The sequence below is a fragment of the Clostridium zhoujianii genome, from assembly GCF_051590805.1.
Lineage (GTDB): Bacteria > Bacillota > Clostridia > Clostridiales > Clostridiaceae > Clostridium.
The window spans coordinates 926569-940225 of the sequence record NZ_JBPUTF010000001.1; the positions used below are offsets into that span (position 1 = coordinate 926569).

The 13657-nt window shown below is 30.3% G+C and carries 18 protein-coding genes; 14 read left to right on the plus strand and 4 right to left on the minus strand.

Annotation, left to right across the window (positions count from 1 at the left end; genetic code table 11):
- The first annotated feature begins 39 nt into the window (after nt 1-39).
- Entirely contained in the window at nt 40-1980 is a 1941-nt protein-coding gene (gene baiCD / locus ACSYT2_RS04300) for a bile acid Fe-S flavoenzyme BaiCD (RefSeq protein ID WP_438383695.1), read from the plus strand.
- Between the two features lie 99 nt (nt 1981-2079).
- On the opposite strand, the gene ACSYT2_RS04305 is transcribed toward baiCD, so the two are convergent.
- Nucleotides 2080-2409 carry a hypothetical protein gene (locus ACSYT2_RS04305; RefSeq protein WP_438383696.1) on the minus strand — a complete coding sequence of 110 codons (330 nt, stop codon included), beginning with the start codon at nt 2407-2409 and terminating at the stop codon, nt 2080-2082.
- A gap of 212 nt (nt 2410-2621) precedes the next feature.
- On the opposite strand from ACSYT2_RS04305, the gene ACSYT2_RS04310 reads away from it, so the two are divergent.
- The 5 genes from ACSYT2_RS04310 (at nt 2622) to ACSYT2_RS04330 (ending at nt 6051) form a co-directional block, all read left to right on the plus strand.
- On the plus strand, nt 2622-2783 hold the full coding sequence (locus ACSYT2_RS04310; protein WP_430855953.1) for a hypothetical protein: 162 nt from the start codon (nt 2622-2624) through the stop codon (nt 2781-2783).
- Nucleotides 2784-2978: 195 nt separating this feature from the next.
- Nucleotides 2979-3344 carry a phage holin family protein gene (locus ACSYT2_RS04315; protein ID WP_430855954.1) on the plus strand — a complete coding sequence of 122 codons (366 nt, stop codon included), beginning with the start codon at nt 2979-2981 and terminating at the stop codon, nt 3342-3344.
- A gap of 986 nt (nt 3345-4330) precedes the next feature.
- Nucleotides 4331-4552 (plus strand): hypothetical protein, encoded by a 222-nt coding sequence (locus ACSYT2_RS04320; RefSeq protein WP_430855956.1) that lies wholly within the window; start codon nt 4331-4333, stop codon nt 4550-4552.
- Between the two features lie 645 nt (nt 4553-5197).
- The gene (locus ACSYT2_RS04325; RefSeq protein ID WP_438383699.1) at nt 5198-5779 is read left to right on the plus strand and encodes a hypothetical protein; all 582 of its coding nucleotides are present in this window, start codon (nt 5198-5200) and stop codon (nt 5777-5779) included.
- A gap of 137 nt (nt 5780-5916) precedes the next feature.
- Complete coding sequence (locus ACSYT2_RS04330) at nt 5917-6051, plus strand: hypothetical protein (RefSeq protein ID WP_430855958.1); 135 nt, start codon at nt 5917-5919, stop codon at nt 6049-6051.
- Between the two features lie 762 nt (nt 6052-6813).
- Here the strand turns inward: ACSYT2_RS04330 and ACSYT2_RS04335 are convergent.
- The 3 genes from ACSYT2_RS04335 to ACSYT2_RS04345 are packed head-to-tail and all read right to left on the minus strand — an operon-like array spanning nt 6814 to nt 9169.
- Nucleotides 6814-7986 carry a tyrosine-type recombinase/integrase gene (locus ACSYT2_RS04335; protein ID WP_438383701.1) on the minus strand — a complete coding sequence of 391 codons (1173 nt, stop codon included), beginning with the start codon at nt 7984-7986 and terminating at the stop codon, nt 6814-6816.
- Nucleotides 7987-7998: 12 nt separating this feature from the next.
- Nucleotides 7999-8469 (minus strand): ImmA/IrrE family metallo-endopeptidase, encoded by a 471-nt coding sequence (locus tag ACSYT2_RS04340; protein ID WP_438383703.1) that lies wholly within the window; start codon nt 8467-8469, stop codon nt 7999-8001.
- Between the two features lie 4 nt (nt 8470-8473).
- A complete protein-coding gene (locus tag ACSYT2_RS04345; protein ID WP_438383705.1) occupies nt 8474-9169 on the minus strand; it encodes a helix-turn-helix domain-containing protein in 696 nt (231 codons plus the stop codon).
- Between the two features lie 222 nt (nt 9170-9391).
- Here ACSYT2_RS04345 and ACSYT2_RS04350 point away from each other — a divergent pair, with 222 nt between their 5' ends.
- The 8 genes from ACSYT2_RS04350 to ACSYT2_RS04385 all read left to right on the plus strand — a co-directional run bounded on the left by ACSYT2_RS04350 (nt 9392) and on the right by ACSYT2_RS04385 (nt 13657).
- Nucleotides 9392-9613 carry a helix-turn-helix transcriptional regulator gene (locus tag ACSYT2_RS04350; RefSeq protein ID WP_438383707.1) on the plus strand — a complete coding sequence of 74 codons (222 nt, stop codon included), beginning with the start codon at nt 9392-9394 and terminating at the stop codon, nt 9611-9613.
- A complete protein-coding gene (locus ACSYT2_RS04355) occupies nt 9614-9850 on the plus strand; it encodes an excisionase family DNA-binding protein (RefSeq protein ID WP_438383708.1) in 237 nt (78 codons plus the stop codon).
- 99 nt (nt 9851-9949) lie between these two features.
- Nucleotides 9950-10225, plus strand: coding sequence for an AbrB/MazE/SpoVT family DNA-binding domain-containing protein (locus tag ACSYT2_RS04360; RefSeq protein ID WP_438383710.1), 276 nt, complete (start codon nt 9950-9952; stop codon nt 10223-10225).
- Nucleotides 10215-10406 (plus strand): hypothetical protein, encoded by a 192-nt coding sequence (locus tag ACSYT2_RS04365; protein WP_438383711.1) that lies wholly within the window; start codon nt 10215-10217, stop codon nt 10404-10406. Before ACSYT2_RS04360 ends, ACSYT2_RS04365 begins: the two co-directional genes overlap by 11 nt.
- A 30-nt stretch (nt 10407-10436) precedes the next feature.
- Complete coding sequence (locus ACSYT2_RS04370; protein WP_438383713.1) at nt 10437-11360, plus strand: helix-turn-helix domain-containing protein; 924 nt, start codon at nt 10437-10439, stop codon at nt 11358-11360.
- 40 nt (nt 11361-11400) lie between these two features.
- On the plus strand, nt 11401-11664 hold the full coding sequence (locus ACSYT2_RS04375; protein ID WP_438383715.1) for a sporulation transcriptional regulator SpoIIID: 264 nt from the start codon (nt 11401-11403) through the stop codon (nt 11662-11664).
- The gene (locus tag ACSYT2_RS04380; protein WP_438383717.1) at nt 11655-13334 is read left to right on the plus strand and encodes an AAA family ATPase; all 1680 of its coding nucleotides are present in this window, start codon (nt 11655-11657) and stop codon (nt 13332-13334) included. The genes ACSYT2_RS04375 and ACSYT2_RS04380 overlap by 10 nt, the downstream gene beginning before the upstream one ends.
- Entirely contained in the window at nt 13334-13657 is a 324-nt protein-coding gene (locus tag ACSYT2_RS04385) for a hypothetical protein (protein WP_438383719.1), read from the plus strand. The genes ACSYT2_RS04380 and ACSYT2_RS04385 overlap by 1 nt, the downstream gene beginning before the upstream one ends.

Below are 13657 nucleotides of genomic sequence, written 5' to 3' on the forward strand. Positions count from 1 at the left end.
AGAGGGAGATAAATTATATTTATTTTAGGGAGGTATATTATGAAATTTAATAGTCTATTTAGTCCAATTACAATCAGGGGAATGGAAATAAAGAATAGAGTAGCATTTCCTGCTATGGGAACAAAAATGGTAAAGGATGATAAGTTAGTAACAGATCAACTTATTGATTATCACGTAGCAAGAGCAAAGGGTGGAAATGGTTTGAACTTTACTGAAGTATGTTCAGTATACGATAAATCAGCTCCAAAGGACTTTTTATCAATATCAGATGATAAATACATACCAGGATTAAAAAAACTTGCTGATGCTATCCATGAAGGCGGAGCAAAAGCAGGGGTTCAGTTATGGCTTGGTGGAACAGCTGTATTTTTTAGTGATCAAAGCGCTATGGCTGTAGTTCCAAGTGATTTTAAAGTAGCAGGTACTGATCATGTAATACCAGCAGCAAGTTTAGAAGTTATAAAGGAATCAATTAAAGCCTTTGGGGATGCTGCAAAACGTGCTGTTGAAGCAGGATATGATACAGTTGAGTTTCATGCAGGACATAATTACACTCCACATTCATTTTTAAGCAAGGCTTTTAACAAGAGAACAGATGAGTATGGAGGAAGCTTTGAAAATCGTGCAAGATTTTTGATAGAGTGTATAGAGTCAATAAGAAATAACATACCAGAGGATATGCCATTATTTATGAGAATTGATGCTCATGACGATTACTTAGAGGATGGACTTACTATTGAAGAAGTAATTGACTTTTGCAAATTAGCAAAGGAAGCAGGAGTAGATGCGGTTGATGTATCTCGTGGTAATTTCTCAAGTGCAGCAATTAAATATGAAGTACCACCTGTTGATTTACCAAGAGGTTTTAATGTAGAAAATGCCGCAAGGATTAAGAAGGAAACAGGATTAATAACAGTTGCAGTAGGAAGAATTAATGATCCAGAACAAGCAGATGAAATAATTAAAAGCGGAAAAGCTGACATGGTGGTAATTGGACGAGCTCAACTTGCAGATCCTGAGTTCTGTAATAAAGCTTATAATGGAGATGTGGACAACATAATACGCTGTGTCGGATGTAACCAAGGTTGCTACGATGGGTTTGTCTCTACTGAAATACCATTTATAACTTGTATGAGAAATCCAGCATTAGGAAGAGAAAGAGAATTCATTTTAGAAAAAACTACCACTCCTAAAAAAGTATTAGTTGTAGGTGGAGGAGTAGCAGGACTTGAAGCAGCTTTAACTTTAAAAGCTAGAGGACATAATCCGATTATCTGTGAATCTTCAGAATTACTTGGAGGTCAATTTGTCCTTGCTGGAGCAGCACCAAGAAAAGAAGAAATGAAGGAAGCAGCTATAGCTATGGGGGAAATGGCAAAAAGAGAGGGTATAGAAATAAGATTATCAACAGCAGTTACACCAGAGCTTATAGAAGATATAGTGCCAGAGGCAGTAATAGTAGCAACGGGTTCTGAACCAATCAAATTAAATGTACCAGGTGCAGATTTATTAAATGTAAGTAATTCCCATGATGTGCTTGCAGGAAAGGTTTCTGTAGATGGGGAAGTTGTAGTTGTAGGAGGAGGTCTTGTAGGCTTAGAAGTAGCTGAATATCTTTCAGGTAAGGTTAAAAAAATAACTGTAGTAGAAATGTTAGATGAAGTAGCTAAGGATCTTGGACCACTAAGAAAGATCTGTGTTATTGAAAACATAGCACAAGAAGGAATAGAAACTATAACAGAAGCAAAATGTACAGAAATAAAAGAAAAGTCAGTAGTTTTAGAGAAGAATGGAGATATTATTGAGTTACCATGTGATTCAGTAGTAATTGCTATTGGAGCGAGATCTCGTGACTTTAAAGAAATATCAGATTTTTGTGAGAAAAAGAAAATAGATTGTTATGTTATTGGAGATGCAGTTAAAGCTCGTAGAGCATTAAATTGTATTGCTGAAGCAGTAGATGTAGCAAGAAAAATTTAATTATTAAATATATTGATTTTAGCTAGCCTATACTTAGGCTAGCTATTATTTTATTACTTTAAATTGATATTCTATGTTGATGAATTATGTAAAAAACTATTATATTATCATTCTAATCATATTATAATCACCAGAATCTCCAAAAGAATCATTAAACTCACCATTACAGAACTTTGATGGTGAGCCATTATCATTTTTATATCTAGCTTCAATAACCCATCCTATGTCCTCTAAGGACTTAATAATATTTAGGTCTTCCTTAAATTGTACTTTTACAACAACATTTATTATACTTTTATCTAGCTTAGAGTATTCTACAAAATAAATATCATAATCCTCTTTATTGACCATTCCTTTATTTTGCATAAAGTTAGTTACTTTTTCTATAGCCTCTTCTTGTCTATTTGTGATGGTTATTCCTGTGTACATGTAGTTATCCCCCTAAGAAATTATCTACACAATATTACCATTTAGAACAAAATACTACAAATTAAATAAATATATACTTTGTGAAGTTTCTATTAAGTTAAAGATTGAAATATGAATAGAGGGAAGAAGTTAAATGAATTCTACTATACTGAGTAACAATTATGTAATGTTAGGAATATATTTTAAGTATACAAAAGAGGAGGGGGATTAATATGTCATTTTGTAGATGTAATAGATGCGAAAAAGAAGAAAAAGAAGAAAGATGCAATAGATGCGAAAAAAAAGAAAGATGTAATAGATGTGAAAGAAAAAAATGCAATCAATGTAACAGATGCAATAGACGTTGTAGACAAAATGAAAACTGTAGATTCTAAAGACCTATAGATAAATCTCTTATGCTTCAAAGATAAAATAAAATTTCTTATTTTAATACCGCATTATTTATGAGAAGTGATGCGGTATTTTTTTACTATGTAGTAAATAGATATATTATGTCCTGTAAATATTTCTAGAATTTATGAGCATACTATAGATGAAATAGTAAGAAATATATTAAAGGAGGAAGTTTAATGGGACATAATGATAGTAAAGAAGGATCTAGCAGTAGCATAATGAGATGGGTAGGAAGATTTGTATTAGTTGGAATCATCTTGGGAATAACCTCATTTTTCACTCCAGGTTTTAGTATTCATGGAATATGGTCATATTTGATAGCCGCTGTTGTAATCTCGGCACTAGACTATTTAGTAGAATCTTTTATGGGAGTTGATGCATCCCCTTTTGGAAAAGGATTAAAAGGATTTGCTATTGCAGCAGTAATAATATATTTGACACAATTCCTTGTGCCAGATATGAGTGTTTCAATTATAGGAGCACTACTAGCAGCAGTAGTTATTGGTGTTTTAGACATGGTATTCCCTGTAAAAGTTATGTAATTTTAAATATTTGTATTTAAGAACCCTATTATAGGGTTCTTTTTATATTAAATTTGAAGAGGATGCAGGAGAATTTTAAGAACTGTAAAGAAATTAAACTAGCAGTAAAAAGGATTAAAATTAGGAGTTAAATTAAGGATTAGAGAAAGCGCATGATTTTTCTATGGATAAAAGTCGTAATTAATTCTAAATAGGAGTGATTTTGAATATTATATAACGATTACAAAAATGATATAATTAAAGGAGTATAATGGAAGAGGGGAAATAATGTGAGAAGAAGAAGGAGGCGTAAAAAGATAGAAATATTTACGACTGAAAGAATTATGATTTTAATTATAATATTAGTAATTACATTATGGGTTGGAGTTAAGTTTGGGAAATAATAGTTGAAGTATATGTATTATATAAAAGTAAAAGTGTTGATATTTCAAGAGATTATAAAATTTATAATCTCTTTTTTGTTTTAAATTAAAGGAGGTTTCCAAAGTGGGATGGGAATTTATCCAGTAAAAATTAACTTTAATGTTGATACACCTGAGGAATTAAAGGAAATAGCCTAAGAATATTTAGATACTCATGACTCACTAGAGAAGTTGACGAGTGTGATGTAGACTTTATTGACTTATTAGATAGCAAGGAGCATGAAAAACTAAGAAATGCTATTAAGATGAATCTCGGGGATACAGTAACAATTTGCGATACTGATTTGGAAATTAATGAGGAACAGAGAGTTATCTTACATATAGTATACTAAGTAAGTACTAATACTTACAATAATAGATGTAGCAGGTAGGAGAAATCTTACTTGCTACATTTTTTTGTAACAATATTAACGATTTATTTACAATATACTATACAAGATTCAAATTAACTAGTCAGAATATATTAGATAAGCTTTTAAAATGGGGAACGTTTTTAATTGAATCAAATGTAAATAAATGGTAATATGAAAGTGGGCCCAAAATAATAGAGGTGGAGGTTTTAGTATGAAAAAAATATTATTATCAACAGCAATTTTAGGAAGCTTATTATTAGGAATGGCATCACCAGCAGTAGTGAAAGCAGACTCACAAGCACAATCCAAAGCTGGAGTAGGCACATATTATGTATCCTGCATTAACCCTAAATGTTCTTCTTATGGAAATATAACCCCTCATGACGTGGTAGGAAATAAATGGGTTTGTAGAGTGTGTGGGTACGCTAGATAAAATATTTATAGAGTGATTGTTTTAAGTGATAGAGAAGGAAATCTGAACATGAAACAGTTAACGATATAGAATTATAGTATATAAAAAAGAATACTAGGATATGTGATAAGTATTCTAGTCTTAGAAAAAAGCTAGGAGAAAAATAACTACTAGCTTTTACTGTTTTAAAAGAGGTTTCAATTACTGAATGTCTATAGACATTAAAGTATATGCATAGGTAGATTAGACTAGGATAGATTATATCCTAGTCTTAAGTTTGAAATAAAGCATAGTAAAAAGTTTTAGAGTGACGTGTTTATTTGCTATTATTTTGCTCAAGTAACTTAATTAAATAGTTAATTTTTTTTAGTATAATTCTGAAACAGAATATTATAGTTGCTGTAATAATAAACAAAATCAGTAGAGATAGAGAATCTTTACTTGAATTATTACTTATTAAAAACAAAAAAAAGCTATTTATGATAATAGATAAGATAATTGAAATGAATAGTTCTTTTAAAAAATTACGCATAGCATTCTCCTTAATTTGTAAAATTCGAAGATATATGTTATTATATAAATAATCTAGCTAGATGTCAAAAAAAGTATTTATAGGGGAAAATTAAGAAAATAAAGGGTGTTGTTGTATTCTTGGGAGTTATTAGTATGTTATTTAGTCCAATTAGTGTACAAGCTAATACTGTTAAAAGTAATGGTATACATAGCGATATACTGAATACGTTTCCAAATATTAAAGAAAGTATTGAAGCTGATGGATATAATGAAATTGTATCAATAGAAGAGCAAGATTTAAAGTTTACGCTAAAAGACTCTGGTGAAATCAATAAGAAGAGTAATTATGTAGTAGATGATTATTTAGTAGAGGAAGTTACAGATAAAGAGTTTAATGGAGCAAAAATTAAAAAAGATATAGAAAAACAACGTAACCTATTAAAAGTAGGATTAGAAAGAAATTATGAAGGTGATGATTTTGAGTGGAATACTGGTGGGGATTCATATTTAGCATTAACTACTGTTGCCTACCGTAATTCAGCAGATAAGTTTAAATTCAAGGTAATTTATGATTATAATTGGATTAATAGACAAATGGTCACACTTCAAGATGCCATAGGTATTTCTATAGGAGAAAGTATGAAGATATATCAAAATAGCTATGAATCAAAATCAGCTCATACAGCAATGGTTGTTGATCCAACTAGTCCGACTGGAGTGAGTTATGTTACATAAGTTTCAGATAATACTTCATTCATAATAGTAAAGGGGTAGCGACTAAGTTTGATATTCGTGGAGGAACTGACGAAAGTGGATATATTTCATGTATAGCTGGATTTGTACAATATATAAACGAATATCAATCATCATCTGTGTTTGGGAATTATGTTCATACTAAAATAGGATTTAGTGGTTCATTATCTTTAGATATCGAAGGAAAGCCAAGTATTGGATGGAATTTAACAGATAAAGAATATAGTATTGCTGTTGATGTTGATGTAAATTAGAAAGAAAAAGCTAGGATAGAGCAAATATCTTAGGTCTAAAGTTAAATTAACATATATAAATAGATTATTAAATCAAAATATATTATGGAAGAACATAATTAAGTATATGAATAGGTAGATTAGGCTAGGATAAATTAAATCCTAGTCTTAAATTTTGCCCCTAAAAGGATAATAAAACTTATTCTATTAACAGATAATAATTTCATTAATAATGATAAAAATTAGATGTTTATTATATTTGTAGGTAATAAGTAATAATAGATAGTAAAGGATAATATCGCTCTTTTTCACCGAAATGTTAAAGAGGTAATCAAAGATGGTGATAGTGTTATAGTTAAAACACAAAGCCCAGTTGAAAATGTTGTTAATGCGAATAAAAATCATCTTGCAGTAACAATAATAGATGATAAAGGTAAATACCTTCAAATAATGCCTTACAAAACGAGTGTTGGAGATTATGCAGAATATGAAATAAAGTAAGACTAGGTTACCCTAGTCTTTTTCTATGGTGTAAAAATACTGAATTACGGATTGTTTAAGCAAATAAAAAACTCTCAAAGCTAGTATAAATCAGCCTTGAGAGTGTAATGGTAGTCCCTAGGGGAATCGAACCCCTGATTTTATTTTATTTACATAATAAAAGTCCATAATTATCTACAAAACAAGTTATAGTCACATTATTTTTGATTTAACTATCCATAAATATCAATACGTAAATAAAACTATGTTGTTAAAATGTTGTTAATTAACAACATAGTTTTATTACATTATTAAGCTTAATGTATCAACAGCTTTTTCCTTTTCCTTCTTTAAAACATGAGTGTATGTGTTAGCAGTGACATCAATACTAGAGTGCCCTAGAAGTTTAGAAATAGTCAAGAGTGGTCTTTCATTTTCAAATTGCAAAGTAGCGTAAGTATGTCTCAATGCATGGAATTTTTTATGTTGTACTTTGCACCTTTTTAAAAAGTAGATCCAACTTTTATCTATATTGCTAGCTTCAATTAATTCTCCAGTTTCAGTTAAGAAGATAAAATTCTTATAACTATCACTATAGCTAGTTGAGGCTTTTAACATATCTCGCTTTTTTAAGTTTATCGAAGACTTTATTATAGGAATTAGGCTTTCAGGTAAGGGGATATCTCTAATAGATGAATAGTTTTTAGCATCTGAAATAAAAGTACGCTTATGTTTATTACCATCAGCATCAAATACATAGGTCGTAACTACAGATCTACGTATATGAATTTCTTTATTCTTGTAATCAAAGTCATCTTCTGACAATCCTAATATTTCCCCACGTCTCATTCCAGTAGCATAGGATATTAATGATATATATCTTATTTTACTATCTTCCTTATTTGCCAATAGTAACTTCATTTCAGATTCTGAGAATACTGGAACTTGTTTCACTTCATTACGTTTAATCACATTATCTTTAGGTATAATTATCTTTTTGCCATCACAAGGATTTCTCAACATATATCCACTATCTACACAATAATTAAAGAATTGCTTAAGAAGCTTATTAGCGTTTTTTATAATATTACTACTTTTGCCATCTTTAAAAAGTGAATTATAATATCTCTGAATATCTATAGGAAGTATTTTATCTAAACTCATGCAGGCTATAGGTGAGTCTTTGAAATATTTAGTAAATATACCTTCATATCTAGCAAATGAAGATGGTTTTATTTGTCCGACCTTCACGACTTCAAAAAGCCAGGATTTCATTGTTTCACCAAGCCAGTATGTCTTAGTATCAACAATTCCACTATTCATTTTATTTATATACTCTTGTTTCTTTTGTTCTGCTTCTTTTTTATTTTTACCAGTAAAAAATTTAGTTTTTCGCTTTCCATTAGCATCTCTTCCAATTTCTAGAGAAACCCTATAATAATCTTTTCCATTTACGGTATAGTTAGTTTTTGCCATAAAAACAACTCCTTAAAAATCTTTGAATTTTTCTATAATCCATAGGGGTTCGAAGCAAAGAATATAATTATCTATTTTATGGAACAATCCTAATTTACACTTATAGTAATTAATTGAATCTTGTAAAAATTCATCAGTAACATTTAAATATTCAGCTAATTCATAGCGATCATTTATTCCGACTTTATGAGCTCTTATAACATCAGCTAAATCTATTAACTTTTCATACCCCCAGCCACGAGCGATTAGTTCTTGTTTCCTGTTATTTATATATGATTGATCAAGTATATTTCCGACTGTTTTATGATAATGCCCAAGTTCTTCAGCTAATACACAAGCTTTTTCTTTATTAGTATCTAATTTAGAACTTATCCCTATTTTATTGCCCTTACATAAGCCTTTTGCTTTTGATTTAAAAGATTTCTCTACAACACACACGTTGATACTATCAGCTTCAGCTAACAATAATTCATATTTATTCATGATGTTACAAGTTGTCTAAATCATCTTTCATTAGTTTTTGTTCTTCAGGGTCATTAGCAAAATCATTATGAGCAGCAATTGGGGCTATGTCCTTATTTTTAAAGATCAATAATTCATTAATATTTTTATCTTCTAATTCAATTATTTTAAGAATTTTATCTACCAAGTTGTTATAAAAACGTGATTTATACTTATATCCAACAGCTGATGCCTCAACAGAGTGAGTATCTATGTGGATTCCATTTATAGCCTTAAATTCATCAGATTCAATTGTAGATAATTTATTTAAATTATTCCTGATATTATTCAAAGAAATAGACGAAGTATTTTTCTCTAGAATTAAATCTAACAGTTCGGTTAAATCAGTTTCTTTAATATATTTTTTTATTGCAGTTTTGTCATCAATTTTTCTGATTATACCTTTGACTTTAGGTGATGTATACTCGTCATAAGTAGTAGATTCAAGATCTATATTTCCATTAACACCAATTATTTCGAAAATATCTATATCGAAAACGTCAGCAATCTTGCCGAGCAATGTTTCATTAGGAGTGGTCCTCCCACTTTCAATATCTCCAATATAACCTCTGGAAACTCCAACAGCCTCTGCTAAATCCTTTTGTAAAAACTTTTTTCCAATCTTTAATCCGTAATCGCTTCTTAATTGTTTAATTTTTAAGCCTAATATTTTATCTCCCATTATTAAAATCCTTTCATTTTGTGATAATAAATTAATTTTACGTCTTTTACGTCATTATGTCAACAAATAATAGAAAACAATAGAAAAAATAAACAGTATAGAGATAACTTAACATATTACCACATTATGACGTATTATTAAGTTTGTTATATACTTCCTTATGACGTAAAATACATTTGTAAACAGTTTTAATATACAAATAAGCAAAGGAGGTAATAAGAGGTGGGTGACGTTATAAATAAATTACCATGGTTTAAAAAAATAGAAGTATTAAGAATTATAAAAGGTTGGAAACAAGATGAAGCTGCTGAAAAATGTTTTACTACTCAAAAAGCATTTTGGTCTTGGGAAAAAGGATTGGTTTATCCAAGAAAAAATAGCAGACGAGCTATATCTCAAGCATTTAAGGTAAGTGAAGAAGAAATATTTGGAGAGGTGAAATAAATGTCTCAAGAAGTATTGGAGGAACTAATTTCAGAAATGAAAATATCAAAGAAAGCAACATTAACAGTAGTGGAATGCTCAAAAATAATTAATGTAAGCAAAGATAAAATAAGAGAGCTTATCAATAAACCCAATACAGACTTTCCATTCTTTAAAGTAGGTTCAAAAGTACTTATTAATAGAGAAATGCTTAATATATGGCTGGAAAAGATAAGTAAAGAGCATAGAGTAATTTAACATATAAATTTATTGGTCAAGCTCTAGGAAATACAAAGAACCCACTAGAGGCTAAGAGGGAGTATTGGAACGTGAAATAAATATAAGGAGGAAAAGTAAATGAAATCAACAGGAATAGTAAGAAGAACTGACGAGTTAGGAAGGATAGTAATACCAAAAGAATTAAGAAGGACCATGGATATTAACGAAGGAGATCCAGTGGAGATTTATACAGAAGGGGAAGACATAATACTTAGAAAATATAGTACAGGCTGTTACATTTGTGGTGAAGAAGGAAATCTAGAAGGATTACTAGGTAGGCAATTATGTCCTGTATGTTTAGAAGAAGCAAAAAGAAATATTGAAAAGATTTTAGGTGCTAACTATGGGAAATAATCAGATAAGAGCTATCAAAGCAGTATTGATAAAGCATGGCGAGAAGGTATTAAGCAGGGTTATGACAGAAACAGAAAATGACATAAAGGTAAATAGAATTGCTTTTGGGATTAAGACCAGTAAACAAGACTTTATGAGACTGTTTTATATGAACTTAAATGTCTATCTTAAGAGCTGTTAGGAGTAGGAGTGTAGAAAGGAGGTGAATGTATTGGAAGTAACTAAAGAGCTGCTTGAAGAATTATATTTCAAAAAGAATATGACTCAAAAAGAAGTAGGACAAGTCATAGGACTACCACAGAATATAGTGAGTAATTATTTCCATAAGTACGGTATAAAGGCAAGAAGAGTTTGGACAGCTAAAGATATTGAGTACTTAGAAGATCACTATGGGCTTATAACATTCAAGGCGATAGCTAAAAAATTAAACAAAACACCTAATGGAGTAAGCATAAAAGCTAAGCGATTAGGACTAGGAGGAACTCTTGGGGCTACTGAGTACCTAAACAGTTCTCAGCTAGCAGATGTTCTCGGAGTTGATAGAAAGACACCTGTAAGATGGATTAAAGATAAAGGGCTAAAAGCATCATTTAAAAATATAGGACTAAAGCGAAAGTTTTGGAGAATAAATCAGAAGGATTTTTGGAAGTGGGCAGAACAAAATAAGACAGCTATCAGATGGTCAAAAGTTGAACTAAATATTTTAGGTAAAGAACCTTCATGGGTTGATAAAGCAAGAAAAGACGATTCAAAAATATCGCACAAGGTATCTACCAAATGGAGTAAAGCTGAGGATGCAATATTAACATCTTACTGGAACTCAGGACTACTTATAAAGGATATAGCTATCAATCTACAACGAACTGAGGCAGGTGTAACAAGAAGAGCTAAGAGACTTGGTCTTAAACGTAGATCAATTTGTTTACCATGGCAATCAGTAGAAGTTGAAACATTAATAAATATGAAGCTTAAAGGCTATAGGGATAAAGATATTGCAGAAGAGTTAGGAAGAGAAGAGTTGAATATAAGTTGGAAAAGAAAAGAGTTGATAAAAAAAGGACAGCTCAACTGGACGTATAGAGAAAATAAAAAAGTTACCCAGGCACCGACCAAAGTAACCGAGGTAACAGTTTAAAGATTTCAGGATTATTATAACACATTTTAAGGAGGAGGAAATGAAAAATTATATCGAAAAGCGAGTTAAAGAAGTAGCTATGTTTACTATCCAAACAAAGAAAACAGTAAGAGATACAGCTAAATTCTTTAATGTAAGTAAGTCTACAGTTTATAGGGATTTAACTGAAAGATTACCTTTAGTAGATATTGGACTTTGTTGTGATGTAGAGGAAGTCCTAAGATTCAATGATGATGCTAAAAGATCTAGAGGTGGAAAGAATAGATGGATAAATAGAGAGGAGAGTATAAATATATGCAATTAGAAATTACAGGGATAGCCATAACAGGCTTTAGAGGATATAAAGAAACAGTTGATTATAAGTTTGCTAATAGAACAACTATAAAGGGTGACAACAGGCTAGGAAAGAGTTCTATAGGGGAAGCAATAGTATGGGCATTAACAGGATGCGATATGTGGGGAAATGAGAAAGCAACAACTAAATTAATCAATGACCAAAAACCAAAAGTTACAGAGGTAGTTTTAGATTTCTTGCTTGATAAAGAACCTCAGACTATTGTAAGAAGAAAAAAAGGTTCTACAAATGAAGTTTATTGGAATGAAAGTAAAAGTAGCACTAATGATATTTCAAGAGAGATATTTAAGAATAAGAATGTGTTCTTAAGTATATTTAATCCTTACTTCTTCCCAGAGTTAGCACCTAAAGATGCAAAACAACTTTTAAGTGATGTTTTGAAGCCAGCAAATAGAGAAGAGATATTTGAAGAGCTTGGGGATTATCTAAAAGAAGTACTTTTGAATAATGGATTCAGAATTGCCGAAACATTCTTATCAGATATGAGGACAGGCCTTAAAGAGCAAGAAGAAAACATTATATATCTTGAAGGGGTAATTGATGGCAGCAAGCCTATTGATGTGGCTGAAAAGATAGTTTTTGAAAATGAAGAAGAATTAAGAATATTAAGTGAGGAATTAAGCAAATTACAAATTCCTTTAAATAATAAATCAAAGTTAAATGAACTAGAGCTAGAGGAACGTATAGCGAGGCAAGAGCAGAAAAATGTATCACTTAATCAATTAATAAATGCTTCAGAAAAGGTGAGCGAAAAGTCAAGGTTGCTTGCTAGGTATAAGGAATTAGACAATGAGTTAAAGAATACTAAACCTAAATTAGTTAAGTGTGAAAATTGTGGTTTTGAAAAAGATAAAACATTATCCTATAGGGAAAAAATTAAAGAGGAAATGCAAAATATTCTTCCAAAAGGCCAGTTGCTAAAAATTGAAATTGAAGAAATTGATAAGAAGAATATTGAAATAGCTGAAGTAAACAGAAAAATGCTTGAAGAAGCTGAAAAAGAGTTAAATGAGAAACTTAAAAAAATAAATGAGAAAAGAGAAAATCTATTAAAAGAAGATGAAGATAGAAGACTTAACGGACAAGAAAAGCTAAGAAATATCAAATGTAAAGCAGATGAACTTGAGCTTAGAAAGATTGATATTTTAAATCATAATTCGCAAATAGATGGAGCTATTAAACATAATGAAAAGATTAAAAAGGATTTAGAAATAAGTAAAGAAAGAATCCAAAATAGTAAAAATAAGATAGAACAAATCAAATTAGCCATTGATGCAGGTAAGCAATATAACAGCATAAAGCTTAAGAAACAAGCAGCAGAGATAGGGAAGTATCTTAAAAATGTATCTATTCAATTTGAAAAGCTTACTAAAGATGGAGAACTTAAAGATGATTTTAAAGTTCTATTGGATGGTAAGGAGTTTAGTAAGCTGTCAGGAAGCGAAAAGATAACTGCAGGTCTTGAGATAGGGAATCTATTAATGAATATACAAAATCTTCATTTTCCAATATTCGTAGATGATGGGGAGAGAATTAATAACATTCCTGAGCTAGATACACAAATGATAGTTACTAAAGTTACTTTAGATAAAAAAATTAATGTGGAGGTAATTGAATAATGGAAAAGTGGAAAGAAGAAGCAGGTACTTTAATAGAAAGAATTTTAGACCAAAAGGAAAGTAAGAAGAATTGTGAAATGGAGCTTGAAAATGACAAGGCTAAGTTATCAGCAATATTAGAAGAGCATAATTTAACTGAGTTTGCTTGTAAAGAAGGTAGATGTAATTTTGTTGACTCTACTAGAGTTGGATTAATAAAAGAAGAAGTTGAAAGTACAGTAACTAAAGTAAACAACAAAGAAATAGATCAAATCGATATAAAAGATTTACAGAAGGATATTTATGTACATTTCTTAAGTGTAAAAGAAAACAAGGAGGAGTAA

What these genes read in the sequence shown, in the direction of transcription:
- baiCD (WP_438383695.1), top strand. Translation starts at nt 40, where the DNA reads ATGAAATTTAATAGTCTATTTAGTCCAATTACAATCAGGGGAATGGAA.
- ACSYT2_RS04305 (WP_438383696.1), bottom strand. Translation starts at nt 2,409, where the DNA reads ATGTACACAGGAATAACCATCACAAATAGACAAGAAGAGGCTATAGAA.
- ACSYT2_RS04310 (WP_430855953.1), top strand. Translation starts at nt 2,622, where the DNA reads ATGTCATTTTGTAGATGTAATAGATGCGAAAAAGAAGAAAAAGAAGAA.
- ACSYT2_RS04315 (WP_430855954.1), top strand. Translation starts at nt 2,979, where the DNA reads ATGGGACATAATGATAGTAAAGAAGGATCTAGCAGTAGCATAATGAGA.
- ACSYT2_RS04320 (WP_430855956.1), top strand. Translation starts at nt 4,331, where the DNA reads ATGAAAAAAATATTATTATCAACAGCAATTTTAGGAAGCTTATTATTA.
- ACSYT2_RS04325 (WP_438383699.1), top strand. Translation starts at nt 5,198, where the DNA reads ATGTTATTTAGTCCAATTAGTGTACAAGCTAATACTGTTAAAAGTAAT.
- ACSYT2_RS04335 (WP_438383701.1), bottom strand. Translation starts at nt 7,986, where the DNA reads ATGGCAAAAACTAACTATACCGTAAATGGAAAAGATTATTATAGGGTT.
- ACSYT2_RS04340 (WP_438383703.1), bottom strand. Translation starts at nt 8,469, where the DNA reads ATGAATAAATATGAATTATTGTTAGCTGAAGCTGATAGTATCAACGTG.
- ACSYT2_RS04345 (WP_438383705.1), bottom strand. Translation starts at nt 9,169, where the DNA reads ATGGGAGATAAAATATTAGGCTTAAAAATTAAACAATTAAGAAGCGAT.
- ACSYT2_RS04355 (WP_438383708.1), top strand. Translation starts at nt 9,614, where the DNA reads ATGTCTCAAGAAGTATTGGAGGAACTAATTTCAGAAATGAAAATATCA.
- ACSYT2_RS04360 (WP_438383710.1), top strand. Translation starts at nt 9,950, where the DNA reads ATGAAATCAACAGGAATAGTAAGAAGAACTGACGAGTTAGGAAGGATA.
- ACSYT2_RS04365 (WP_438383711.1), top strand. Translation starts at nt 10,215, where the DNA reads ATGGGAAATAATCAGATAAGAGCTATCAAAGCAGTATTGATAAAGCAT.
- ACSYT2_RS04375 (WP_438383715.1), top strand. Translation starts at nt 11,401, where the DNA reads ATGAAAAATTATATCGAAAAGCGAGTTAAAGAAGTAGCTATGTTTACT.
- ACSYT2_RS04380 (WP_438383717.1), top strand. Translation starts at nt 11,655, where the DNA reads ATGCAATTAGAAATTACAGGGATAGCCATAACAGGCTTTAGAGGATAT.
- ACSYT2_RS04385 (WP_438383719.1), top strand. Translation starts at nt 13,334, where the DNA reads ATGGAAAAGTGGAAAGAAGAAGCAGGTACTTTAATAGAAAGAATTTTA.